Here is a 24,497-nt window from a genome sequence, read left to right as displayed (position 1 = left end):
GCCGATGCGAACCTATTTCAACGATCTCCCCAAAACAGCGCTCGGCGCGTCCTATTGGATCTTCGCCGTCTATCTGGTCTTGCCGCTGACGCTGATGACGGCGATGAGCTTCAAGGACGCGAACTTCATCGCTTTCCCGATCGGCAACTGGACCCTTTCCTGGTACGCCAAGGTGGTCCAGGATAAGCAGTTCCTCGAAGCCTCGCTCTATTCGATCGGCATCGCGCTCGCCACCACCGTTTCGGCAACGATCATCGGCGTTTGGATCGCGCTTCTCGTTTCGGCGGAAAACATTTGGGGCAAGGCGGTCATTTTCGCGCTCGCCTGTCTGCCCGCCGTGGTGCCGGGGCTGATCAACGCCATTTCCATGCGCATCTTCATCCGCACCGTCGACATTCCGACCGGCACCTTCGCGATCATCCTGGCACACACGGTCCATGCCGTGCCCTTCGTCGTCATCATGGTGCTGACGCGGCTGCGCTCGATGCCGGCCAATCTCGTGGATGCGGCGCGCGATCTCGGTGCCGATCCCTTCATCGCCTTCCTCCGCGTCACCATCCCCTATCTGATGCCGGCGCTCTTCGGCGGCATGATCTTCTGCGTGCTGACCAGCATCGACGACTTCGTCCGCACCTTCTTCCTCGGCGGCTACCAGCCGACATTGCCCATGCTGATCTTCGCCAAGGTGCAAGGGGGCATGTCGCCGGAAATCAACGCCATGGCAACGATCGTTCTCGTCGTCACCACCGCCATCGGCATCTATGCCGAGCATTTCACCCGCCGTTCCAGGAGCTGACGCGAATGCAGCCTGTCGTCCATTTCAAGAACGTCAACAAATCCTATGGGGCCCTTACCGCCGTCGACGATCTCGACCTGGCGATAGAGCCGGGCCAGTTCGTCACGCTGCTCGGCCCGTCCGGCTGCGGCAAGTCGACGACCCTGCGTATGCTCGGCGGTTTCGATAGCCCGACCTCAGGGGAGATCTATCTCGAAGGCAAGCCGATCTCGCACCTGCCGCCCAACAAGCGCAACGTCAATATCGTCTTCCAGGACTACGCGCTTTTCCCGCACCTGACGGTCGGCCGCAACATCGCCTTCGGCCTGGAATTGAAGGGGATGCAGCACGCGGCGATCCACAAACGGGTCACCGGGCTTCTCTCCCTTGTCTCGCTCCAGGACCATGCCGAGCGCATGCCCGCCCAGCTCTCCGGGGGACAGCGCCAGCGCGTGGCCCTGATGCGGGCGCTGGCGCCCGATCCGAACGTGCTGCTGCTCGATGAGCCGCTTTCGGCCCTCGACGCGAAGCTGCGCCAGCAGATGCAGATCGAGCTGAAATCGATCCAGCAGAAGACCGGCAAGACCTTCATCTTCGTCACCCACGACCAGGAGGAGGCGCTGACCATGTCCGATGTCATCGTCGTGATGAACAAGGGCAGGATCGAGCAGATGGGCGGCCCCGATGAGCTCTATGCCCGGCCCCGCAGCCGCTTCGTCGCGGATTTCATCGGCCAGAGCAATTTCCTCGAGGGTGCCGTCGTCTCTGTTTCGGACGGAATCGCTGCTGTCGAATGGCGCGGCAATGTCGTGCACGCGGACGTGAACGGGACGTCGCCCGTGCCCGGTGAACGCGCCACGTTGGCGCTTCGGCCGGAGGCGCTTTACTGCCTGTCGAGCAAGCCCGAGGGACGGCCGGCGCTCAAGGGACGCGTCGATCAGCGTGTCTTCAAGGGCGCGCACACCACGCTGACCGTCGCTCTCGAAAACGGCAGCAGCCTTCTTGTCCAGATCGATCCCGTCGCGCTTTCGCATATCGAGGGTGACGACGTGTGGGTGGGCTGGCGCGACCGGGACGCCGTCCTGCTGGCGAATTGAACTGGAGACCGGGATGATCAACAATCTACAACAACAGCAACGGCTTGCGGAGCTGAACGCGCGGGTAAGGCAGGATCTCAGCTATCTCAACTACCCGCCAGCCAATTGGTCGAAGCTCGTCACCACCTCGGCCGGCGACCCGGTGAGCGATGTGGTCGTCATTGGTGGCGGCATGTGCGGGCTTGTCGCCTGGCATGCCCTGACGCGCGCCGGCATCGCCAATCTGCGCATCGTCGACCGTGCGCCCAGGGGTTTCGAGGGGCCATGGGTAACCTACGCACGCATGGAAACGCTGCGCTCGCCGAAGATCCTTCTTGGCCCGGCGCTCGGGGTTGCCTCGCTCAGCTTCCGTGCCTGGTTCACGGCACTCCATGGCGAAGCGGAATGGGAGGAATTGTTCCGGATTCCGCGCCCGATGTGGATGGACTATCTGCGCTGGTATCGCGATGTGATGGACATTCCGGTCGAGAACGACACGCACGTCACCCGCGTCGTGCCGCGCGCCGACGGGCTGCTGGAACTTGAAATCGCCGGTGGGGCAAAGCCTGCGATCGTCACCCGCAAATTGGTGATGGCCACCGGCCGCGACGGTCTGGGTGAGCCGACTATTCCCGACTTCGTCAGGGGCATGGAGCGGCATACCTCCTGGGCGCATTCGGCCGACGACATCGACTTCGATCGACTGAAGGGCAAACGCGTCGTCGTCATCGGCGTCGGCGCTTCGGCGGTCGACAATGCGGCAGAAGCGTTGGAGCAGGGGGCAGGGGAGGTGCGCCTTCTCGCCCGCCGCAAGGAGATGCCGACGGTCAACAAGCTGATGGGCATCGGCTCCTACGGGGTCACCGCAGGTTTTGCCGAGATTTCACCGGAATGGCGCTGGCGCCTGATGGATTATGCGGCCAAGCAGCAGACGCCGGCGCCGCACAACTCGACGCTGCGCGTCAGTCGGCATGCGAACGCCTATTTCCACTTCGACTGCGGTATTCGGTCGATGAAGGAGGAGGGCGGCGAGGTCGTCATCACCACCACCAGCGGCCGCGTCTTCCGCACCGATTTCGTCATTCTCGGCACGGGTTTCACCATCGATCCATGGAGCCGCGGCGAGCTAGCGCCCTATCAGGACCAGATCGCCTGCTGGGAGCACCGCTATACGCCGCCGGCAGGCGAGGAGAACCCCGGACTTGGGCGCTTCCCCTGGCTGAACGGAGACTTCTCCTTCACCGAGAAGGAGCCGGGTGCAGCACCCTGGCTGATGGATATCCATTGCTTCAACTACGGCGCATCCGTCAGCGTCGGCAAGGTCAGCGGCGATATCCCTGCCATTAGCGAGGGCGCCCTGTGGTTGGCGCGCGGTGTTGCCGCCTCGCTCTTCATTCGTGACGTTGATTACCATTGGGAAGCGCTCATCGCCTACGAGAAGCCGGAACTCGACGGGACCGAATGGGTCGATGCCGATGCGCCAACGCCGGCACAGAAGACGGCATGAACCCCTCCGAATTTCAGACGACTGGAAAAGCCAATGACCGCTCCATCGACAAACGACGTGATCGATACCGTACTAGGCCTTGATCGCTTCCCCGACCTTCAGGCGCTGCGCGAACAGCGGGCAAAGCTGAAGCACCTGAGCCAGACGAGCTACCAGGCGGCCCTTCGTCCCGCCGAAGCGCGCAACTTCTCCTATGCGCTGAGGGCAGCGCTTGCCGCACGCATGGCGGCACTGTGGAAGTCGCAGGAGCTCGCCGCCCACTTCCGGGAATTGCTCGAGAGTGAGGAGGGGGGCTCCGCCCTGGTGTCGATCGCCAATCCAGGCAACGGGGCCGAAGGTGCGGATACGCGCCTTGTTGCGATCCTCGCCCATGTCGATCTTGTCACGCTTTCCCCGAAGGAGGCGACGCGCGCCAACATCGAAAAGCTCACCGCCGCAGGGCTCGACGACCGGGACATCGTTACGCTCGCCGGCCTCATCGCTTTCGTGAACTATCAGGTGCTGGTGGTGGCCGGCCTCAAGATGCTGAGGGACAACTGAGATGTCGCAACCCGTACACGAATTCACCATCGAGCCCCTCGACTGGAAGCCCTATGTCAAATCGGTCGATGTCGAAACGGCGACGGTCGAACAGCTCGATGCGCTGAAGATCACGCCCTCCAACAAGAAGATCTCGGACTATGTCCTGGTGCTCGCCAACGAGCCGGAAACCTTGAAGGAGCGCACGCCGCTCTTCAACGACATCATGTATAGCGAGGGCGGGCTCTCCCGCGGCGGGCGGGAGATCGGAGCGCTCGCCGCCTCCTTCGTCAATCACTGCATCTATTGCGCGTCCGTCCACGCGGCTCGTTACATCCAGCTCGAAAGGCGGCCGGAGGTGGTGGACGAAATCTATGACCGCGGCCTCGACGCGAACCTGCCGGAATTCGAGCAGGCGCTGTTCAATTTCGGTGTTGACCTTACGGCCCATCCCGACAATGTCGGTGCCTACCAGTTCTACCATTTGCGCGAGATCGGTCTCGACGACCTCCAGATTATCGATCTCATTCATGCGGTCGCGATCTTCGGCTGGGCCAACCGGCTGATGCATACGCTCGGCGAACCGCACCGGCTGGATTGAGTGGGACACGCGCCTTCCGACCACGCGGGCTTTACGGTCCGCCCCTTCGACATCACCCATCGCGACGTGCTCCGCATCGCGCTGCCGATGATGATCGCCTATCTGTCGAGCCCACTCGTCGGGCTCGTCGCGACCGGCGTCATTGGTCAGTTGCGCGATGAGGCCCTGATCGGGGGCGTGGCGCTTTCCACCGTCATTTTCGACGTCATCTTCGTCACCTTCAACTTCCTGCGTGGTGCGACCACAGGTTTCACCGCGCAGGCGCTAGGGGCGGGTGACCGGCGCGAAGAGCAGCGCATGCTCGCCAGCGGTCTCATTATTGCGCTCGTCGCGGGGTTGGCGCTGCTCGCGCTGCAGAAGCCGCTCGGCGCGCTTGGCCTTGCCGCAATGGGAGCGGAAGGAAAGGTCGCCGAGGCGGCCGCCACCTATTTCGCCTGGCGTGTCTGGTCGGCACCCTTCGTGCTGTTCAATTTCGTGGTCTTCGGCTGGATCATCGGACGTGGCGACGCGCTCTGGGGCATGATCCTGCAAACCCTGCTGAATGCGCTGAATGCAGCGTTGAGCATCTCCTGGGCCCTGGGCCTCGGCTGGGGCGTGGCGGGTGTTGCGGCCGCCTCGCTGGTGGCCGAGGCGGTTACTGCGCTGGCTGGACTTTATCTCGTCTGGGCGAAGACCGACCGAACCGCATGGAACCTGCCGAACCTTGCTGCTTTCCGTCGCGCCTTTTCGGTCAATGGCGACATGATGATCCGCTCCTTCGCGCTTCTGATCGGCCTGTCCTTCTTCACGCGCCAGAGCGGCATGCTCGGTATCGAGATTCTTGCGGCGAATACGATCCTTCTACGCTTCTACTTCTTCGGCGTCGCTTTTCTCGACGGGGTGGCAACAGCGGCGGAGCAGCTTGCCGGCCGCGCGGTCGGCGCACGCTATCGGCCGGCCTTTGATCGTGCGGTGGGACTGACGACATTGTGGGGCTTCGTCTTCGCCGGTCTTGTGGCACTCGCGCTGCTTGCCGCCGGCGACTGGGTGATCGGCATCACCGCCCCAACGGAGAGCGTGTCCGCGCTCGCGCATAGGTATTTGCCCTATGTCGCAGCACTTCCGATCTTCGGCATCGTCGCCTTTCAGATGGACGGCGTCTACATTGGCGCCACCTGGTCGCGACAGATGCGAAACCTGATGGTGGCGTCGCTGGTCATCTACTTTGCAGCCTGGGCGGTCCTACAGCCTGTCTTCGGCAATGACGGACTATGGATCGCGCTGATCCTGTTCCAAAGTGCCCGCAGCCTTGCGTTTCGACTTATGCTGCCACGGTTGGCCGACCGTACGTTTCAGACAGGTACGGTAGCGCCTCGCTGATTGCGTCGCTCGGGTGCGTCGTTCCAGGGCAGGGCGCAAGTCCAGCGGTGCGGGTTGCATCTCACGCCCCGCTGGAAGCGATGCTCTATAGACAATTTCTCGCGGACCTTGTCCGCGCATTCCTACTGCAGAACGACGACGGCTTCGACCTCGAACAGCATAGGATCGATTGCAAGCTTGGGAACGGGAACCAGGGTCTGTGCCGGCAGCGCCGTGCCGAACATTTCCTTGACGTTCTCGGTCAATACGCCAAGCTTTGACATGTCGTGGTCAACCACGAAGATCGTGAGCTTGGCGACCTGATCCGGGCGTGCGCCGAGCGCATCAAGGGCTGCGCGCAAATTCGCATAGGCTTGCTTAACCTGAACGGCGAAGTCGGGTGACAAAGCGCCCGTGCCGTCTTGGCCGCCCTGTCCGGAAATGTAGGCCACCCGAGCACCGGGGGGCGTGACCACCGCGGTGCTATAGCCGTTCGGCGTGGGGTCGTAGAGGGTCTTGGGATTGACAATGGTCAGCTTGCTCTCATTCGCCGTTGCCGCACTGGGGATTCCGATATTCATGATGATTAGCCCTCCGATATGCACATGCTTGACTGTGCGTGACATGATTTTCTCGCTCCCAACGCCATGAGCACGGCTCTCCCGCCGGCATGATTTGACCATGAGTTGACGAATGACTCGTACGCTGTACGATTTATTTGCATCGTACAGCGTACGAGTCAACGGGCGAGGGTCGACATTCATCGTGTTTCCGGCCAAATTCGATGGACTGATTGACGAGGAAGACGGAATGGCGGCCAAAAGTAGCGGCACGCGGACGAAACGATCACCACGGGCAAATGTGAAACGCCAACCCGGGCAGGAACCGCGTAGCGACGCCTCGCTCTCTCTAGAACGTATCGTAACGACCGCGGTGGAACTGCTTGACGCTGAAGGCGTCGACGGGTTGACGATGCGTCGGCTGGCCGATCGCTGCGGCTCGGGGGTGATGAGCCTCTATTGGCACGTCGACACAAAGGAGGATGTCTTCGATCTCGCGCTCGACTCGGTGCTCGAATATCGCGGCCCTTGGCAAACAGGTGAGTCCCAGGACTGGCGTTCAGAAGTCGTCCATATGCTCGAAGACTGGCGCGCCAGCATGCTGCGTCATCCTTGGTCGGCATTGCTTTTGCCGAGCCGGGCACTTGGCGCAAACGTCCTCGGCCGTCTGGAGCTGCTCGGCACGGCCTTGTCCAGAGCCGGTGTCGCAGACGCGGATCTAAACGTGACAATCTGGTCGCTTTGGAACCATGTCCTGGGCGCCACCGTCACGCTCGCGAGCTTCGACCGATCGGACGAAGACAAAGCGGCCGCGCAGCAGCGCCTTACGCAGCTCAGTGAACGCTATCCGACGATCGAGCGCTCGCGGCTGTTGCTGGACAACGATTGGGACGGCACCTTCAGGAAGGGCCTCGATTTCCTTCTCGATGGCCTGACCCCGAAACAGTGAGGACGCTCGCGGCGAGGCAATCTTGTCGACGTGCTGTTAGCGGCGAGGACAAGAGGGAGAACGGGGCGACGACTGTCGCATCTCTAACTGGCCTATGTGTCGCATCTCTAAAATGCCGCTACAGACCATGTGGCGGCCAGGTTGAACTGTCCGCTTTGGCGCAAAGTTAAAATGTCACTTTGGATACGTCTTCAGCCATTTAGAAATGCGACAGCCGACATCTCCACTGGCGCTGAGGCAAGCCCCCGACCGGACCGGCTGGGCCGGGTTGCAAGGGAAGGGAGGGGGCGGGCGTAGGGCACCCCTTCGGCTTTAGCTTTCTCAGTTTCAATTAATGCGTTCCTGGTAGATGTTGCTGGCAGCTGAACGTGCAGGGCCAGGATCTCGCGATGCTTCCGGAAATCAGGCTGATGGGTGACGTCGATGTAGCCGCTTTGTCGCCACTGCTTCGCGGCATGGCCATGACGGTTTCCTACGCAGAGACCCAGGGAGGCATCGGTCTGACCGCGTCGGGGGCGATGAACCGCAAGTTCGTCCACTGGGCCGCTGTTCACTTCGATTGGCCCGGCTACACGTCGGACGACTTATACAGCATCAACAAGGTTCTCAACGAAGCCGATATGCCGCCGCTTTTGGTCGTGCGTGACATGCTCAAGTACTTGCGGCTTCTTCGGCGGCGAAAGGACGTACTGGTACCAACCCAACGCGGCCGAGACTTTCTGGCGAGACCGCAGGCCTTCTTCGATCTGATCGCGACGGATTATCTTTATGCTTATATCCACTACGGGCAGACGCAGGAGGCTGTCCGTAATCGGATGCGTTGGTGGCACGTCTTTCTCAATCTTATCAATATGAAAGCAGAAACGGGCTGTTCGTTGGACGACCTGGCGAACGAGCTATACCCGAGCGAATCGTACCCCGAGCCAGCAGAAATGACTGTCGAAACCTGGGCGGAACGGTCGGCGCTCCGCTACGATATCATTCGCCCGCTGTGCTGGCTGGGATTGCTGCACGAAGAGCGCGAGGGACTGACCATTTGGCAGCGCGGAACTTACCACAAGACACCCTTGTGGCCTGCATGTTTAAAGCTGGAATCGGACATGCAGTCCGAGTTTATTCTCCATTGAACTGTGCCGGGTAGGGTTGCCCTTGCTCCACCGCACTTCGCTGGGAAAGCGCCTGTCGCCGCCGAGCAATGACCGCTGGATCGGTCATGAAATCCGTCCGCTTGCCCGGCTTGCGGCCCCGCGGTTTGTAGCCAATCTTCTCGCTGTTCGTCTTTAAGGCCGGCTTCGTCTGCTGCTCCTGACGCTCCTTGATGTAGGCCAGGACATCACCGAGCCGCTTGTTCTCGGTGATCGCCGCATGCGTCACCCGCTGGTCCTTGTCGAACACCCGGTAGGTTAGGGAATGCCCCTTCCAGCGCACATCCAGCCTGCCGTCGGCAAGCGCGTAGGTCTCGACATAGCGACCGACCAGCCCGCGCGTCACCGCGGTCTCCTCCAGCATGATCCGCTGGCGCTCGAACGAAAACGTCAGCTGCGATCCGACATAGCGCTGCTCACGTTTGCACAGGACGTCGCGCAGCCGATCCGGGGCAAGGTTCAGCGGCCGATGCAGATCATCAGATCGGGCAGGGGTAATGGCAAACTGGCGGTTATAGCGCTCCATGAACCGAGGCAGGAAAGCGTTGCCGTCGTCCATGCCGCAGATGCCCTCCAGGCGCAGATCCTTGATCAACCGGTCCTGTAGCGTCCGGTTCATCCGCTCGACCCGGCCCTTGGCTTGGCTCGAGTTTGCGCAAAGAATCTCGATGTTTAGCTCGCAAAGTGCACGCCCGAACTGGGTCATGCCCTGACCGCCCTTGGCATCCTTCTTCGCAACCCGAAACACTGAATGCTTGTCGGAATAGAAGGCGACGGGAGCCCCATGCGCCTTCAGATAGAGCTCGAGCGCCTCGAAATAGCTGAACGCACTTTCCGAGCGTACAAACCGCAACTGCATCAGCTTGCCGGTCGCATCATCGATGAACACCAGCAATGAACATGGGTCACCGCGATCCTCGAACCAGCGATGCTCGGATCCATCGATTTGCACCAGTTCACCGTAGGCCTCGCGCCGCAAGCGTGGCTGATGAAACGTCCGCCGCTGCTTGCGCGACAGCCACAGGCCGGCCTCAGACATCCATTGGCGCAGGGTCTCGCGCGACACCGTCAGACCATCACGCTCGGCAAGCTTCTCGGCCGCCAGCGTCGGACCAAAGTCCACATAGCGTTCGCGAACGACCGTCACCGCATAATCCCGAACACCGTCGCTGATCCGATTGTTCGAGGGCCGGCCGATTGCCTTATGCCGGATCGAAGCCGCACCGCCGGTGTTGATCCGCTCCAGCAACCGACGCACCTGGCGGGTGCTCAGCTCAAGCACGCGCGCCGCCGACGCCAACGTCATCCGCCCGGCGGTCACTTTCGACAAAATCTCGATCCGCTGCAGGTCACGCTCGCTCATCGCAATCAATCCCATCCGCAATCTCCCAGGTCATCAAAACCCGGGGAGAGTGACATTCTTACTTTGCAGAAACAGGACACTTTAACTTTGCGGCTACACACAAGGATCACATAACATACATTATGGAACTATCGGATATGCCGGAAAACATGGATTGCGGCTGATCCTTGCCTCGCCGCGCTTGACCCGGCCTCCCGCGAAACGCGGGCGCGACGCAAACCTCAGCGCAACAGTTACCCCGGGAACGGTCGATGCAGTTGAGTCGCCTACAATGTAATCCAACTCTGGTTCGGTCATGGACGTTTCCGATGCCCACTTCACCCTGCGAAAGATACCTCAGCATATGCGATAAGAGCGGACATAAGCGTTTTCGCCCGTCTCGTCTCCTTCGCGCAGCCAACGACAACCGGCATGATGCCGATCACCTGTTCGTCGCCACTCCTGAGAGCGCTACGATATCCCTTCCTCGCGAACGCATGCCAGCGATCGAAATCGGATCGGCCTTGTCCATGCTGGCAGCGGTAGTCCTCGCTACCTACGTAGAGCTAGAGGTCATTACCGGCACACTGAACCAGGTGCTCGACGGGTTGTTCGTCGAGGCGTCGTCGGTCCTTTGGTGACGTCACACGGGCCATTGGAGCGGAGCAATGATTCCGAACCAACGTCCGCCGCCGCATCGATCTCGGCCTCCTTATACGCTCCAAAGGAGCTTGGCGGATGGCGTGTCTCTGCCCGAATGGGTCAACGGCCTCTCGCGACATGCATGCCGTTTCAGTTAATCCTGGCGCCCCCCGCGGAGAAGAGGTGAATCTTCTCTCCTTTTGGCGCGAGGTGGACCTGCTGTTCAGGGCGAAGGTCCGCGCGTCGATGCAGAACGATAGCGGCCGTCTGCGTGCCGACGCGCACCGAAAGATGGGTTTCAGCGCCTGTCGGCTCAACCGTCAGGACCGTTGCTGGAATGCCCGTTTCGGCAAGCTCGAGGTCTTCCGGGCGGATGCCGTAGGTTCGGGCTTCTTTGCCGCCCAGGAACCCCGGTAGCGGCAGGGAAAGCCCGCCCTCGATACGGAAGCCACCGTCGCCAATGTCGCCTTCAAAAAGGTTCATCGCAGGCGAGCCGATGAAGGTTGCGACGAAGGTGTTATCTGGGCGGTCGTAGAGGTCGAGCGGTTTGCCGATCTGCTCGATGCGGCCAGCGCGCATGACGACGATCTTGTCGGCCATGGTCATCGCCTCGATCTGGTCGTGCGTGACGTAGACGATGGTGGTACCGAGCCGCTGGTGCAATTCCTTGATTTCGCTGCGCATCGTCACGCGCAGCTTGGCATCGAGATTGGACAGCGGCTCGTCGAACAGGAACACCTTCGGATGGCGGACAATTGCGCGCCCCATTGCCACGCGCTGGCGCTGGCCACCGGAGAGCTGCTTCGGCAAGCGATCGAGCAGCGGTTCCAGTGCCAGAATACCGGCGGCTTCCCTGACAAGCCGGTCGATCGTCGCCCTGTCGCGGCTCTGCAGTTTCAGGGCAAAGCCCATGTTCTCGGCGACCGTCATGTGCGGATAGAGTGCGTAGCTCTGGAACACCATGGCGATGTCCCGCTCCTTCGGCGCCACCTCGTTGACGATGCGGCCGTCGATGCGGATCTCGCCGCCGCTGATGTCCTCCAGCCCCGCCAGCATGCGCAGAAGCGTGGACTTGCCGCAGCCGGACGGGCCGACGAGCGTGACGAACTCGCCATCCTCGATATTCACGGAAACGCCGTGGATGACGGAGGCTGCCCCATATTGCTTCAAAACGCGATCGATCGTTACCGATGCCATTGTCTTCCTCCCTTAAAGCTTGAGTTGCCAGATTTTTGCACTGGCGGCGGCACCGGTTAGCGTCGCCGAACGAGCGGCGGAAAATCCCGGAATGCGCTTGGTGCCGGTCCAGCGGCCGTTGTCGGCGAACACCTCGATGGAACCTGCGTCGAGAAAGATGCGCAGCTCCGAAGGCTTGGCGCCGGATGCGAGGTATCGCGGCGGCTCTTTGCCAGTGCCGGCATCAAAGAGGATCGCCAGGCCGTCGCCATCAAGCTTCACGCCGAGCTTGACGTCCGGGTGATCGAAGGCGAGTTCAAACGAAGCGCCGGGCTTGGGCAGCGAGAGTACGATCTCGACCGCGCCGCTTTCAAGCGGAACCGTCTCGCCGGCAGCGAGCGCCGCTTCGTCGAGCAGCATGTGGCGGAGGCTTTCCGCTGCGACGCTCGGTGGCGTCAGAACGGCATCTCCGTCGAGAAGCACACGACGCGGCAGCGTCATTGCGGTCGGGAAGTCGTCTTTCTTGGAAAAGTCCGTCCAGTTGGCGAGCCAAGCGATGCCAACCGGCTCGTCGCCGTCGACGAAAGCCTGGAAGGCATAGGCGTCGGAACCGAAATCCAGCTCCTGCTCGAACTCGGCCAGGAATTTGCGGCCGTCAAAGCGGCCGACGGTAACCGACGTCAGGTTACGCCGGCCGGTTGCGGGATCGCGGCTGGTCAGCAGGCCGAAGATCAGCGCCCAACGGGTATCCGGATCGTCCGCCTTCCCACCGAGCGGCACCATGCAGGGGCATTCCGCTGCGGTCATACCGAAACGGTCCTCGCGATGAATGATGCCGAGGAAGGTCCAGCCGGCAGCGCCTTGTCGATCCGTCGTCTCATAGAGCAGAACGACGCCGCCCGACCTGTCGCGGCTGCCGAGCAGCATCTTCCAGCGGCCGTCCGGGCCCCTGAAGACGTAGGGATCCCGGAAGTCGGTGGTGAGGTTCAAGCCTTCCGGACGGACCGGCAGAACCACCTCGGATGCACCGGCGACGATGCCGTCGCGGCTGAGGGCGGAGAGCTGGATCTGCTCTTCCGGCTGCCGATCGCGAACGTGTTCGGTATAGAAGACGCGGATCTCCTCCCCCTCAGGTCCGGAAATGGGGATGGCCGAGCCGGAAAAGGCGCCGCCGCGGCCGTCGTCCCTTTCGGACAGATGATCCGCCGGAAAGAGGAACATCGGCAGGTGCGTCCAGTGGATCAGATCTGTCGAGACGGCGTGTCCCCAATGCATGGTGTTCCAGCGCAAACCGTGCGGATAGTGCTGGTAGAAGAGATGGCCGCGGCCGGCGAAACGGCCGAAACCGTTCGGGTCGTTCATCCAGCCGAAGGGCGGCCGGAAGTGGTAGCCGGCCGGCACCTGAGGCGGTGCGGTACGCATGTCGTGGTGCAACACGCGGATCCCCTCCTCCAGCACCGTCTGCGGATGGAATGCGTAGACCACTGAGAGCGCGGTCGTTTCCGCATCATAGGCAAGTACAGTGTGGCCACCGGTCCCGAGCGTCACCGCGAAGAATTCGAACTCCTCGGTGCGGCGCGTGGACGGATCGGCGATGTCATTGCGCTCGACACTCACGAAGAGCTTCGCCTTGCCGCCAGTTTCGCGCGCCTTGATCCAGAGATGCAGCACCGTGCCGGCGGCAAACGCGGCCTCAATGATTTCAAGCGCGGGGCTCGCGAGTTTTGTTTGGGAAGTCATAGTCAACCTTTCACGGCGGAGCCGACGAACGAGCTTACGAACCAGCGCTGGAAGGCGAGGTAGAGAATGAGGACGGGGATCATCATCAGGACGGACGCGGCCATGGCGCGGTCCCAGTAGATGCTGTCCTGTCCAAAGAAGGTGGCAATTGCGACCGAGATCGGCCTTGCATGGTCGGTCTGCGTTACGAGTGTCGGCCAGAGATACTGGTTCCAGCTCTCGATCCCCATGAGGATCGACACCGTTGCGAGCGCCGGCAGGCTGAGCGGCATGTAGATCGAACGGTAGATGCGAAAGGCCGAGGCTCCGTCCATTTCCGCCGCTTCATAGAGTTCCTTCGGCAGTTGCGCGAAGAACTGGTAGAAGAGGAAGACATAGAGCGGGCTTGCTACCCAGGGCAGGATCTGGACGGCAAAGGTGTCCGTCAGCCCTGCCCGCGACATCATGACGACGAGCGGCATGATGATGCTTTCCTGCGGGATGACATAGAGCGCAACGACGAGCGCAAGCAGGACCGCCTTGCCGCGAAGCGAGCCCCAGGCGAGCACAAAGCCTGCCATGGAGTTGATGATCAGTCCCGACACGACGGTGACAACGAGGATCACCAGCGAATTGAACAGGTAGCGGCCATAGGCAAGCTCGCCGGAGAAATTGGCGATCTCCCTGTAGTTCGAGAGCGTCGGGTCGCTCACCCAGAAGGCGCGGAAGCTGCCCATGTCCGCAAGGATGCGGAAGCGGTCGTCCTTGAGGCTGGCAATGAGCAGCATGAAGAGTGGCGAAATCATCACCAGAGCAACAATGAAGATGCAGACGGTCTGGACGGCCCGCAGGCCCGTCTTGCTGTTGCCCCGGGATATGGCCAGCGGGGCGGGCTGGTTGAGCACGAGATCAGACATCGAAGCGCCTCAGGAGTTTGCGCTGGAGAAGCGCGATCAGAAGAACGATGACGAAGAGAATGACGGAGACGGCAGAGGCATATCCGAGCTTCTGTTCCTCGAAACCGGCGCGCACCATGTAGTGCACCACGGTCTCCGTGCTTTCCTTCGGCCCGCCCTGGGTGAGGATTGCAACTTGGGTGTAGAGCTTGAAAGCCTGGATCGTCGTGATGACCAGCACGAAGACATGGGTGGGACGCAGGCCCGGCATGGTCACGTGCCAGAAGCGGCGCAGCGCGCTTGCCCCATCGATGCGGGCGGCGTCGTAAAGCTCTTCCGGAATGCCCTGCAGGCCGGCAAGGTAGATGATCATCTGGAAGCCATAGGCCTGCCAGGCCGACAGCAGCACGATCGAGAACATCGCCCAGTTCGGGTCGCCGAGCCAATCGATCGGCTGGATCATTCCAGCGGACAAGAAGCCGACGATCTGATTGAGCGGACCGCTCGGATACTGAAACAGCGTGCCCCAGATCACGCAGACGACAACCATGGAGGTGATCGCCGGCAGGAAGAACATGCCGCGCAGAAGATTGCGTATCGGCAGCTTCTGGTGGAGCAGCAGCGCCGTCAGGAAGGCCAGACCGCACTGGACCGGGAGCACCCAGACCGTGAAGCGCGTGACGTTCCACAGCGACGTCCAGAACAGCGGATCGGTAAAGACGCGCTGAAAGTTCAGGAGGCCGACGAAGCGCACCGGCGTCGGGCGCGGTACGAGCGGCTGGTTGGTCATCGCCGTCCAGAAGGACAGAAGGAACGGCGTGATCAGGAAGATGGCGAGCAGCAGCACGGCGGGCGCGATCATCGCGACTTCCTGCCAAAATCGCTGCCGGTCACGTCGCCTGCCGACGCGCGGAATGGCCGGCGCAGACGTCTGTTGCAAAGTCATGGTCTCCTCCTCATCGCTCATCCTCCCGAGATGGCGCAGGGCCGGTCAGAGTGACGGCCCTGCGATAACGCCTTATTGCTGTTCGTCGAACGGCGGATAGCCGGCGTTGTCCTCGATGTCCTGGTCGATCTTCCTGGCGGCGGCCGTCAGGGCTTCCTGTGCGTCGCCGCCGTTGAAGATCTTGTCGACCGCCTGCATGAAGGCCGAGGTAATCGTCGGATAGGCCGGGTGCGGCGGACGGGCGACCGCGGACTTCGAGGCCTGTTCGAAGGCGACAGCAAGCGGTCCGCCTTCAGCGTAGAGCGGGGATTCCGCTGCAAAGCTCTTCAGGCCCGGATAGGCCGACTGGGTCTTGGCGTAGTCGCGATAGTCCTTGTCCTTCAGAAGGAAGCTCAGGAACTTGCCCGCGGCCTCAGGATTTTCGGAGGTCGCCGAGATGCCCCAGATCCAGGTGCCGTTCGGGCTGACGCCCTTCTTACCGATCTTTGGCAGCGGCATGACGACGATATTGTCCTTCATCGCGGCGGCGGCTTCCGCATAGAACCAGTGCCCGCCCATGGCGAGTGCTGCCGGCTGGCCTTCGGCATAAAACTGGTTGGTACCCGACGACGTCGGAACGACCCAGCCGTTCTTTACCCACGTCTGCATCATGGTCAGCGCCTTGACGCAGGCTTCGCTGTCGAGCGTACCGCTCGCCTTCCACGCCTTGCGGTCGATCAGATCACAGCCAGCACTTTCGAGCAGCGGGCCATAGGCATAGGTGATCCACTCGGTCTTGATGCCGTAGCCGCGGAACGTGTCGATCGGCCACTTCACGCCTTCGAGCTTGGAGAGCTTTTCGAGATATCCTTCGAATTCCTCGCGCGTCCAAGCGTCGTCGACGGATTTCGGAATGCGTGCGCCGATGGCTTCGAGATATTTCTTGTTGCCGTAGAGGACGACCGAGGAGTCGGTGAGTCCGATCGCATAGAGGTCCTTATCGATCGGATAAGTGCCCTGGGCGATGTTCGAGCCGGTCATGTCGTCAAGGACATCCTTATCGACGAGCGGCTTGATCGGCTGCAGGTATCCGGACCAGACGTAGTTGGCGAGGAACGGTGCGTCGAGTTCCATCACGTCCGGCAACTGCTTGGCCATGACGGCGGCGCTGAACTTCTCGTTATAGGCGTCGTGCGGCGCGTAGATCAGTTCGATGTCGACATCCGGATTGGCGTCCTCGAAGCGCTTGGCGACATCGCCATAGGCCTTCACCCAGCCCGGATCGCCCTGGTGCATGACATGAACGACGGTTTTTGCGTCGGCAATACCGCCGCTCCCCAAAAGCGCGGTGGCGGCGCAGAGTGCATTGCGTAAACGATTACCCAAGTGCGCAGTCATTGTTTTCTCCTCCTGTTGAATGCGATCACAAAACTGAATTTAGACGGATGCCCGCTCGACCAGATGGAAGGGCAACTGCCGCAGATGCGGCGGCTCAGGTTGCCCGGCGAGCAGGATCTCCATGGCAAGGCGGCCCATCGCGCGGTGCGGCAGGGCCATTGTCGTCAATGGCGGATCCAATCGCGAGGCAAGCTCGACCTGGTTGTCGAAACTTGCCACCGCAATGTCGTCCGGGATGCGAAGGCCGGCACGCGCAAGCGCGGCATAGACCTCCATCGCCACGCGGTCGTTGCCGCACAGGATGGCGTCCGGCCGCTGACCGGAAAGAAGTGCCTCCACATGGGACGAGACAAGGCTTGGCGCGCGGTCGCTGTAAACGCTGCGGCGCACGGCCGGAAACACGCCGAGCGGGTCGATGCCTGCCTCCTCCAGCGCCGCACGAAAGCCCTTCTCGCGCAAGGACCCGGCCAGAATGCCCGGCAAGTTGATGAAGGCGATACGGCGCCGGCCTGCGGCCAGCAGGTAACGCACGATCTCACGTGCCCCGCCCTCTTCGTCCGGGACCAGCGACGTGACACGGCCCGAGGCCTCGCGGCAGTTGATCATGACCCCGACGGAACCGGCCAGGGTTGGCGGCAGATCGACGTCCTTGTGATACATGGCGGCGTAGGCAACGGCGCGCGGCCGGAACTGCTGCACTTCGTCGAGCACCGAGCCAATCGACTGTCCGCTGCTGTGGTTGACAGCGAAGACGGCCATGCCGGCGCTGCGCGCAGCCCCATCGAGTCCTCGCACAATTTCGGTGGCGAAGGGCGAGGTGATCAACCCATCGGACACAACGCCGACCAGCGGAAGCCAGCCTTGACGCACGCCGCGCGCCGCCAGGTTCGTTACATAGCCGAGTTCCTCCGCAATCGCCTTGACCTTCTGACGGGTCTCGTCCGACATTCGAGCGGACCCGCCGTGCAATGCGCCGGAGACCGTCTTCACTGAGACGCCCGCACGCTCCGCGATGTCAGAAAGGGAGATTGTCACGATTTGTGCCCTTTGTGGGTTATCGATTACCCATTAGTTCAAACCCGGCCCCATTGTCAAGCGGTCACCCGATCGAAACGCCACCATAAGCCTTGGAAGATGATCGCTGCGTAGAGCTTCGCGCCCGACATCGCTCCGCCAAGACGGCGAACAACCCTCCGATGACGCGAAATAGAGGTTGGGGCTCAAGAGGGACGAAAGCCGCTGTGCGTCCACTGCGGCTTTCTGTTTCAGTCGGGGTCAGGCCTGCTCAGAATTGCTTTGCAGCCCTCACCCGTCCGCCAACAGATTTCTGGCCGTCACCCTCGATGTCGAGAAGGAGGCTGGCGTCGAGCATCCAGAAATCGACGGTCTCCAGCGTCAGGCCGGCGGTCAGTGCGCCGTAGGCGCCGGAGCCGTCGAGACCGGCATAACCGGCTGTTGCACCGAGCTTCGGCGTCACAGTGGAGCCGTTCTCCAGGGTGAAGGAACGCCCGATCTCCGCCCCGAGACTTACTCGGAACTGTTCGGCGTCGAAGCCCTCGATGGTGATTTCGTCGCCCGCACCGTTGCGCACGCTATAGTCCTTGACCGTCTCGTTGAAGTAGACAGCCCGGAGCTCCGGCGTCAGCACCGTGGCCTCGTCGATTTGCCATTCGCCCATGATCGCCGTGTCGATCAACCAGCGTTTCGTGTCGAACGAACCGTCCCAGAAGGCTGTGTCGATGTCGTTCGCCGAGCCGCCATAGAGCAGGCTTGTATCCCAGAACACGCCCTTGCCGATCTCGAGCGAGGCATAGGGGCCGGCGAGCCAGCCGTTGCCCGTCAATTCGGCGTCCTCCTTCGTCGGATCGGTCATCCGGTCGAAATGGAGCGACAGGCCGACCAGCGCCTTTTCAGAAATCAGATAATCGGCGCCGAGATTGAGCATGGCGAAGCTGCCCCACTTGTCGTCGTTCTCGTCTCGCTTGTGCGCCATCAGCGTGCCGTCGATCCAGACGTTGAACGGCGGGGCATAGCCGCCGGCCGATTCCATTTGCGCAAGACTGGTCGCGAAGCTGGCCGTTATGCCATCTTCCGAAGGCGTCATACGGGCAGTGACTGGATCCGTGGCGTTGCCCAGCTGCCGACGTTCTAGAAGGCCCGGAACCCTGATCGAAGAGGCAATCAGGCCCTGCCGGGTCTGGACGAAACCGTGCACGAGGTCATCAATATTATCGGCGACCTCGGCAGGATTGTAGCCGATCTTGTAGGTCACCGTACCGGTGTTGGAGGCGCCTTGCGCGTTCATCAGCCTGAAGCCAACCCGCACAGTACCCGAGTAGGCCGGGTTCGGGATAAACTTCAGATACCAGCCGAGAGGCGTCGGACCCGCTGCGGCAAATTCACCCCGCACGATGCTCGCCGTGCCGGCATTGGCCGGTTCCACGAATGTGGGGCTCGCATCAGTGAACGGGCCGCCAGTGGCGCCGGCCTCGAGGTTGACATTGACCGGCATGCTGCCAGACGGAACGTCGACTGTCTTGTCAGTGACGGTGACGGCGCGTGTTTTGACCGTCAGAGTGTAGCTTGCCGTTCCGGTGGTGCCGTGACCGTCACGCGCTTCGATGGTGAAGCTAAAGTCCTTCGCCTCGGCCGCCGTATCGAGGGGACCCGTCAACTCGCCAGTGGAGATGTTGAGGATCATTCCGGCCGGCAACGTGCCGGATTTGAGGCTGTAGCTTAGCGCTCCCGCTCCCCCCGTTGCGAAGATCTGCTGGCTGTAAGCCTCACCAGCCATGGCCTCGGGCAGCGCCCCGCCGGCGGGGCTGAACGTCATGGCCGAGGCAGCCACCGTGACCGTGACAGCGCTTGAGGTCGCAGCGGCATTGTTGCTGTCACCGGAATATTCGGCGGTGATGGAATGCGCGCCGACGCTCAGCGCCGCGGTGCTGAAGGCGGACGTGGTGCCGGACACGGTGCCGGTTCCAAGCGTCGTGGATCCGTTCTTGAAGGTGACGGTTCCCGTCGGTGACGCGCCGCCGGCCAAGGTCGCCGTAAAGGTCACCGATGCGCCGAGCACCGGATTGCTGTCGGAGACCGAGACAGTGACCCTTGGAGCAACCGGCCCGACCGTAACGGTCACGGCGGCCGAGACCGCAGCGGCATTGTTGGCATCACCGGAATATTCGGCGGTGATGGAATGCACGCCAACGGCCAGCGCCGCGGTGCTGAACGTGGCCGTGGTGCCGGAAACGGAGCCGGTTCCAAGCGTCGTGGATCCGTTCTTGAAGGTGACGGTTCCCGTCGGCGACGCGCCGCCGGCCAAGGTCGCCGTGAGGGTCACCGATGTGCCGAGCACCGGATTGCTGTCGGAGGCCGATGCCGTGATCGTCGGAACCGATGTCTGGTAGGTAAAGCCACCATTGAACGTATCGGTTCCGTTCGGAGTAGTAAGGGCAACCACTACGGCTCCAGCGGCATGAGCGGGCGTCGTCACCGTGACCTCACCGTCGTCGACGACGGTGAGGTTGCTCCCGGTAACGCCGCCGAAGGTAACCGCAGTCGTATCGGTGAAACCCGTACCGCTAATGGTGACCACCGTGCCGCCGGTCGTGCCCCCGGCATTCGGGGTGATGTTGGCGATCGACGGAGCAGGCGCTGCGTCGTCATTGAGGACAGTGCCCATACCCTGGTTGTCGACGACCGTCGCGCCGGCGACGTTTGTGACATTGACGAAGAATGTCTCGTTCGGCTCAAAGTCCGTATCACCCAGCGCAAGCACTGTGAACGTGGCGTCGGTCGCACCCTGGCTGACCTGACCGCTTGCGGAATTGGTTGTGTAGTCGCCAGTGGCGTTGGCCGTACCGTTTGCCGTCGCAATGTCGAAGGTCACCCCGCCAACACCGGCCGGTTTGTCCAGCGATATCGTGAAGGTGAAGCTGGTGGTGCCGGAACTACCCTCGGCCTGGCTTATGTCATTGATCGACAATTTTGGCAGCGCACTCACGGTGATCGTGACCGTCGCGGCCGCGGACGTGCCCGCGATATTGGTGGCCGTGTAGGTGAAGCTGTCGGCGCCGGAATAGCCTGATGTCGGCGTGTAGGTGATTGTCGTGCCAGAAGCCGACGCGGTGCCGTGGGTCGGTACCGACGCAACTGCCACGCTATCTGCGGCGCCGCCCGTGAGGGCGAGCGTGATTGCGTTGTTCGCCGAATTGGCATCGACCGTCGCGGACGCATTGCCGGCGACGGGCGCCTGCAGCCCCAATATGGTCGTCAGCGAATAGGCGGCCGAGCCGCTCGCACCGTAGGTGTCTACTGCAGACACGGTGAAGTTGACGGTGCCTGTCGTCGTCGGGGTGCCGGAAAGAGTGCCTGTTGCGGTATTGAAAGACAGCCCCGTTGGGAGCGTGCCGGAGGTAATGGTGAGCCCATAGGTATAGGGCGCGGTGCCGAGCGATGCGGTCATTGACTGGCTATAGGCAACGTCGGTCGTGCCGCCGGGCAGCGGCCCTGCTGCTGGCGACAGGGCCAGTGTGGGTCGGTTCACCGTGATGGTGACCGTCGCGGACGAAGAGGTGCCGGCTGAATTCGTGGCGGTGTAGGTGAAGCTGTCAGAGCCGGAGTAGCCTGGTATCGGCGTATAGGTAACGGTCGTGCCGGAGGCCGACGCCGTGCCGTGCGAAGCCGCCGTGCCGATCGCCACCGACGTCGCCGTACCGGCGGAAAGGTTCAGCGTGATCGGGTTCGCCGACGAGTTCGCATTGACCGTCGCGGCTACTGCGCCTGCAACCGGGGGAATTTCGTTGACGTTCACCGTGTACCACCGGGAACCCGAGAATGGCGCGTTAAGGCCGGTTGAGCTGTCCGTGGCGGTGATCTCGAAGCTGTAGCTCCCAGCGGTGGTCGGCGTTCCGGAGAGCACGCCACCGGAAGCAAGCGTAAGGCCGGTCGGCAATGTCCCGGCTGCAGAGAGGGAATAGGGATTTGTGCCGCCGGAAGCCGTCAGCGTCTGGCTGTAGGCTGTGCCGACTGTCCCGGCCGGCAGCGAGCTGTTGGGCAAAACGACCACGGTCGGGGCCGATACGGTGATGGTAACCGTCGCCGGCGACGATGTGCCGCCCGCATTTGTCGCCGTATAGGTGAAGCTGTCGGGGCCGGCATAGCCTGGCGTCGGCGTATAGGTGATGGTGGCTCCCACAGCCGTCGCCGTGCCATGCGCAGCCGGCGCGCTGACCGCCACCGACGTCGCTGTTCCACCGGAAAGGTTCAAGGTGATGGGGTTTGCCGACGAGTTGGCGCTGACTGTCGCCGAAAGCGCACCGGCAATCGGAACGGCGGGGTTGACGGCAAAACTCTGCTGTACCTGCGGGGCAGCGTTATAGGACGCATCTCCGGCCTGGTTGGCATTGATCGTGCAGGTCCCGGTCGTCACGAAGCTCAGCTGTCCTGCGCCGTCAATGGTGCAAACGCCGGTGGTTGCGGAGGTGAAGACGGGGCTGAGCCCGGAACTGGCGCTCGCCGTCAGCGTCGGCGTCGTGCCGAAATTCTGCGGGCCCGGGTTGTTGAAGGTGATGGTCTGGTCGCTCTTTCCAACGCATGTGACCGTCGCCTGTACGGTTCCGCCAGCGGGCTCGCTCCAAGCGTAAACCACAAATTGAGTATCGTCAGCGGGTATTGTCAATGTAGCGTTTAGATTCAACTCCGCGCCGGGTGCAGCATATGCTTCAAATGAAGTGCCGTCAGACATATTAACGCCAGCGTTCTTGTAAATCGCGAAGCCTGCGCTGTTCGAATTCACAGTGCCAGATGAAGTAACCCTGTATGTGACTTTTTCGCCGGCGAGGACGCTAAGGTTAGCCTGCCACAACTCGCTTGTATTCGAGAGGGAAACGCCGCTCCCCCACGTTGCGTTGATCGCACTGCAACCAGCCGATTGAGCGTGCGCACTCTGGAAAAACGCCAGGCTGATCAAGAAGGCAGCCACGAAGGCGAACCAGGCCTTCCACGGCCGAAGGACTGCATTGGTGACGGCCCGGAGCATCCAGGCGGCGGCGGAGAGAGCCGACAGAAAGCGCTTAAGCATTTTCAGCCATGTGAACGCCATGCCTGCAAAAGCAAGCACAAGAACAACTATCGTTGATGTCATCGGTTCCCCGTCCGCCTTCCCCCGAAGGTCGTCCAAATCGCGCAAGCACCCGCAATCCATGCCCAGGTGCAGCAGAGCTTTCCTACAGTGAAGAACTTTTGCCCAGCTTGTGAGCCAGAAAATCGCAAGTTATGCGTGCAGTATCATCCATAGATTGTTGTCATGGTTCGCGCCACACGTATGATGCGATTTGCCCAATTTTTTCTACGGAGCGTTGCAACAAGGCTGGCTACGTCACTGGGAAAAATCGTCTGCCATCGAGGTCGCGTCATACGGCATCGCCTTGGTATCGGTTGAGAGAAATGTCCATCGCGGTCGCCATTCGATGGACCTCTGCCAGCACGGGTTCGAAGATCGCGTTGCGGCGCTCAAGTTCGGCGTGTTCGGCAAGATATGCCGGCACGAGTTCGGAAATTTCATCGAAGACGGCCTGTTCATCCACCGTGGTCAGGCGTCCGCCCTGCATGACGATTCGTCCGGCAACCATCACTGCTTCCACCGACGATCCGTTTTCCGAATAGACAAGGTGTTTGGCGACATCGTTGAGCGGCACGAAGGGATAATTTCGCATATCCAGGACAAGAAGATCGGCCGACTTGCCGACTTCCAGGGAACCGGTCACCTGTTCCAGCATCGCCGTCTTGGCGCCGCCGATGGTCGCCATGGTGAGGATCTCGTCCGCCCTGAGCCATTTCTCGTAGTCAGGACCGGCGGCACTATGAACGAGACCGGCGACGCGCATGACGTCGAAGATGCGAGACGTGTCGTTCGACGAAACGCCATCCGTGCCAAGGCCGATCGTCACACCGGCATCGAGCAGGCGGCGGATCGGCGCGATCCCGGCCCCAAGCTTCAGGTTGGAGACGGCGTTGTGGGCAACGGAGACGCCCGCCTCCCCCATCAGCTCGATGTCCTCGTCGCTGACCCACACCGAATGCGCGATGGTCGTGTTGCGTTTCAAAAGGCCGAGATCGTGCATATAGGCGATCAAGGACCTGCCGTGATGAACGAGCCCCGTCACCGCCTGCGTCTTGGTCTCGAGGACATGCGTGTGGAACGGCACATGCCTTTCAACTGCCAGCTCCATACAGGCCGCCATGAGATCGGGCGTGCAGCGCTGCGGCGCGGAAGGTGCGATCATGAACTGCAGGCGGCCCGACATCCCGTGCAGGCTGGAAAAGGCAGCGCGGCAATAGTCCGCATACGCTCCTGCCGACATCGGCGGACCAAAATCGAGAAGATCCTGCATCGCCGAGGGCATTATCTCGCGCACAAAAGGCAGCGCATCAAGCGTATGCACATTCATCGCCGCGCTGGAAATATTGGCGCGGATTCCGGCATCGTCGTAGGCGCGAAAGACGGTGGCAAGCCGGTCGAGATCGTGCCGGGGCGGGTCGAAAAAATCGTCGCAGAGCGTCGTGACGCCGTTGCGCAGCGATTCCATCGCCAGCAGCAGGCTGCGCAGGTACAGCAGGCGCTCGCCGATCGGGTCGTTCATCAACAGCGGATAGGCATAGAGCAGCCAGAGTTCGAGCGGCATGCGCTCATAGCGCCCCCGCAGGAATGTCTCACTGGAATGCGTATGGGCATTGACCAGTCCCGGCAGGACCAGCTTGCCGCGTGCCTCGATAATTTGGGCGTCGGGCCTGGCGGCAAGGCCCGACCCGATCGATCTGATCTCGGTGCCTTCGATCAGGATGTCAGCGGCAAATGGTGTTGCGCCGTGAGCGCGGTCCATCGCAACTATCGTCCCATTGCGGATGAGAATTTCGCTCATGACAAAT

Annotated in this window: 18 protein-coding genes; 8 read left to right on the top strand and 10 right to left on the bottom strand. The window is 61.8% G+C overall.

The window, feature by feature from the left end:
• Positions 1 to 4 precede the first annotated feature (4 nt).
• From ACN9MO_RS22785 to ACN9MO_RS22760, 6 genes are read left to right on the top strand one after another with little or no spacing between them, the layout of a single operon-like run.
• On the top strand, positions 5 to 796 hold the full coding sequence (locus ACN9MO_RS22785) for an ABC transporter permease (protein WP_057251144.1): 792 nt from the start codon (positions 5 to 7) through the stop codon (positions 794 to 796).
• Between the two features lie 5 nt (positions 797 to 801).
• Positions 802 to 1,872: an ABC transporter ATP-binding protein gene (locus tag ACN9MO_RS22780; RefSeq protein WP_057251143.1), complete on the top strand. Its 1,071-nt coding sequence runs from the start codon at positions 802 to 804 to the stop codon at positions 1,870 to 1,872.
• A 13-nt stretch (positions 1,873 to 1,885) separates the two neighbouring features.
• A complete protein-coding gene (locus ACN9MO_RS22775) occupies positions 1,886 to 3,358 on the top strand; it encodes an NAD(P)-binding domain-containing protein (protein WP_057251142.1) in 1,473 nt (490 codons plus the stop codon).
• 33 nt (positions 3,359 to 3,391) lie between these two features.
• Positions 3,392 to 3,898 (top strand): CMD domain-containing protein, encoded by a 507-nt coding sequence (locus ACN9MO_RS22770; RefSeq protein WP_057251141.1) that lies wholly within the window; start codon positions 3,392 to 3,394, stop codon positions 3,896 to 3,898.
• Position 3,899: 1 nt separating this feature from the next.
• Positions 3,900 to 4,478: a peroxidase-related enzyme gene (locus tag ACN9MO_RS22765; protein WP_057251140.1), complete on the top strand. Its 579-nt coding sequence runs from the start codon at positions 3,900 to 3,902 to the stop codon at positions 4,476 to 4,478.
• On the top strand, positions 4,479 to 5,837 hold the full coding sequence (locus ACN9MO_RS22760; RefSeq protein WP_425987883.1) for an MATE family efflux transporter: 1,359 nt from the start codon (positions 4,479 to 4,481) through the stop codon (positions 5,835 to 5,837).
• A gap of 122 nt (positions 5,838 to 5,959) precedes the next feature.
• Here ACN9MO_RS22760 and ACN9MO_RS22755 read toward each other — a convergent pair whose 3' ends face one another.
• Positions 5,960 to 6,442, bottom strand: a complete 483-nt coding sequence (locus tag ACN9MO_RS22755; protein WP_057251138.1) for a RidA family protein — start codon at positions 6,440 to 6,442, stop codon at positions 5,960 to 5,962.
• A gap of 184 nt (positions 6,443 to 6,626) precedes the next feature.
• On the opposite strand from ACN9MO_RS22755, the gene ACN9MO_RS22750 reads away from it, so the two are divergent.
• Both ACN9MO_RS22750 and ACN9MO_RS22745 read left to right on the top strand, forming a co-directional pair.
• Positions 6,627 to 7,325 carry a TetR/AcrR family transcriptional regulator gene (locus tag ACN9MO_RS22750; RefSeq protein WP_057251137.1) on the top strand — a complete coding sequence of 233 codons (699 nt, stop codon included), beginning with the start codon at positions 6,627 to 6,629 and terminating at the stop codon, positions 7,323 to 7,325.
• A 389-nt stretch (positions 7,326 to 7,714) separates the two neighbouring features.
• The gene (locus ACN9MO_RS22745) at positions 7,715 to 8,452 is read left to right on the top strand and encodes a hypothetical protein (RefSeq protein ID WP_057251186.1); all 738 of its coding nucleotides are present in this window, start codon (positions 7,715 to 7,717) and stop codon (positions 8,450 to 8,452) included.
• Here the strand turns inward: ACN9MO_RS22745 and ACN9MO_RS22740 are convergent.
• The 9 genes from ACN9MO_RS22740 to ACN9MO_RS22700 form a co-directional block, all read right to left on the bottom strand.
• Positions 8,439 to 9,848 carry an ISNCY family transposase gene (locus ACN9MO_RS22740; protein WP_425987880.1) on the bottom strand — a complete coding sequence of 470 codons (1,410 nt, stop codon included), beginning with the start codon at positions 9,846 to 9,848 and terminating at the stop codon, positions 8,439 to 8,441. The two genes, ACN9MO_RS22745 and ACN9MO_RS22740, sit on opposite strands and share 14 nt — an antisense overlap.
• A gap of 756 nt (positions 9,849 to 10,604) precedes the next feature.
• A complete protein-coding gene (locus ACN9MO_RS22735) occupies positions 10,605 to 11,651 on the bottom strand; it encodes an ABC transporter ATP-binding protein (protein WP_425987877.1) in 1,047 nt (348 codons plus the stop codon).
• 12 nt (positions 11,652 to 11,663) lie between these two features.
• The gene (locus tag ACN9MO_RS22730) at positions 11,664 to 13,370 is read right to left on the bottom strand and encodes a GH32 C-terminal domain-containing protein (RefSeq protein ID WP_057251134.1); all 1,707 of its coding nucleotides are present in this window, start codon (positions 13,368 to 13,370) and stop codon (positions 11,664 to 11,666) included.
• Positions 13,371 to 13,372: 2 nt separating this feature from the next.
• Positions 13,373 to 14,266: a carbohydrate ABC transporter permease gene (locus ACN9MO_RS22725; protein ID WP_057251133.1), complete on the bottom strand. Its 894-nt coding sequence runs from the start codon at positions 14,264 to 14,266 to the stop codon at positions 13,373 to 13,375.
• On the bottom strand, positions 14,259 to 15,191 hold the full coding sequence (locus ACN9MO_RS22720; RefSeq protein WP_057251132.1) for a carbohydrate ABC transporter permease: 933 nt from the start codon (positions 15,189 to 15,191) through the stop codon (positions 14,259 to 14,261). The genes ACN9MO_RS22725 and ACN9MO_RS22720 overlap by 8 nt, the downstream gene beginning before the upstream one ends.
• A gap of 72 nt (positions 15,192 to 15,263) precedes the next feature.
• Positions 15,264 to 16,556 (bottom strand): ABC transporter substrate-binding protein, encoded by a 1,293-nt coding sequence (locus ACN9MO_RS22715; protein WP_057251185.1) that lies wholly within the window; start codon positions 16,554 to 16,556, stop codon positions 15,264 to 15,266.
• A gap of 51 nt (positions 16,557 to 16,607) precedes the next feature.
• The gene (locus ACN9MO_RS22710; RefSeq protein WP_057251131.1) at positions 16,608 to 17,603 is read right to left on the bottom strand and encodes a LacI family DNA-binding transcriptional regulator; all 996 of its coding nucleotides are present in this window, start codon (positions 17,601 to 17,603) and stop codon (positions 16,608 to 16,610) included.
• A gap of 250 nt (positions 17,604 to 17,853) precedes the next feature.
• On the bottom strand, positions 17,854 to 22,218 hold the full coding sequence (locus ACN9MO_RS22705; RefSeq protein ID WP_057251130.1) for a putative Ig domain-containing protein: 4,365 nt from the start codon (positions 22,216 to 22,218) through the stop codon (positions 17,854 to 17,856).
• 763 nt (positions 22,219 to 22,981) lie between these two features.
• On the bottom strand, positions 22,982 to 24,490 hold the full coding sequence (locus ACN9MO_RS22700; protein ID WP_057251129.1) for an amidohydrolase family protein: 1,509 nt from the start codon (positions 24,488 to 24,490) through the stop codon (positions 22,982 to 22,984).
• Positions 24,491 to 24,497 lie beyond the last annotated feature (7 nt).

Source organism: Ensifer sp. R-19 (assembly GCF_049905105.1).
In the GTDB taxonomy this organism is placed as follows: domain Bacteria; phylum Pseudomonadota; class Alphaproteobacteria; order Rhizobiales; family Rhizobiaceae; genus Ensifer.
This window is presented reverse-complemented; position numbering and strand designations above follow the sequence as displayed.

Excerpts from the sequence above, each read along its gene's own strand:
- ACN9MO_RS22785 (WP_057251144.1), top strand. The coding sequence starts at position 5 with ATGCGAACCTATTTCAACGATCTCCCCAAAACAGCGCTCGGCGCGTCC.
- ACN9MO_RS22780 (WP_057251143.1), top strand. The coding sequence starts at position 802 with ATGCAGCCTGTCGTCCATTTCAAGAACGTCAACAAATCCTATGGGGCC.
- ACN9MO_RS22775 (WP_057251142.1), top strand. The coding sequence starts at position 1,886 with ATGATCAACAATCTACAACAACAGCAACGGCTTGCGGAGCTGAACGCG.
- ACN9MO_RS22770 (WP_057251141.1), top strand. The coding sequence starts at position 3,392 with ATGACCGCTCCATCGACAAACGACGTGATCGATACCGTACTAGGCCTT.
- ACN9MO_RS22765 (WP_057251140.1), top strand. The coding sequence starts at position 3,900 with ATGTCGCAACCCGTACACGAATTCACCATCGAGCCCCTCGACTGGAAG.
- ACN9MO_RS22755 (WP_057251138.1), bottom strand. The coding sequence starts at position 6,442 with ATGTCACGCACAGTCAAGCATGTGCATATCGGAGGGCTAATCATCATG.
- ACN9MO_RS22750 (WP_057251137.1), top strand. The coding sequence starts at position 6,627 with ATGGCGGCCAAAAGTAGCGGCACGCGGACGAAACGATCACCACGGGCA.
- ACN9MO_RS22745 (WP_057251186.1), top strand. The coding sequence starts at position 7,715 with ATGCTTCCGGAAATCAGGCTGATGGGTGACGTCGATGTAGCCGCTTTG.
- ACN9MO_RS22740 (WP_425987880.1), bottom strand. The coding sequence starts at position 9,848 with ATGGGATTGATTGCGATGAGCGAGCGTGACCTGCAGCGGATCGAGATT.
- ACN9MO_RS22735 (WP_425987877.1), bottom strand. The coding sequence starts at position 11,651 with ATGGCATCGGTAACGATCGATCGCGTTTTGAAGCAATATGGGGCAGCC.
- ACN9MO_RS22730 (WP_057251134.1), bottom strand. The coding sequence starts at position 13,370 with ATGACTTCCCAAACAAAACTCGCGAGCCCCGCGCTTGAAATCATTGAG.
- ACN9MO_RS22725 (WP_057251133.1), bottom strand. The coding sequence starts at position 14,266 with ATGTCTGATCTCGTGCTCAACCAGCCCGCCCCGCTGGCCATATCCCGG.
- ACN9MO_RS22720 (WP_057251132.1), bottom strand. The coding sequence starts at position 15,191 with ATGACTTTGCAACAGACGTCTGCGCCGGCCATTCCGCGCGTCGGCAGG.
- ACN9MO_RS22700 (WP_057251129.1), bottom strand. The coding sequence starts at position 24,490 with ATGAGCGAAATTCTCATCCGCAATGGGACGATAGTTGCGATGGACCGC.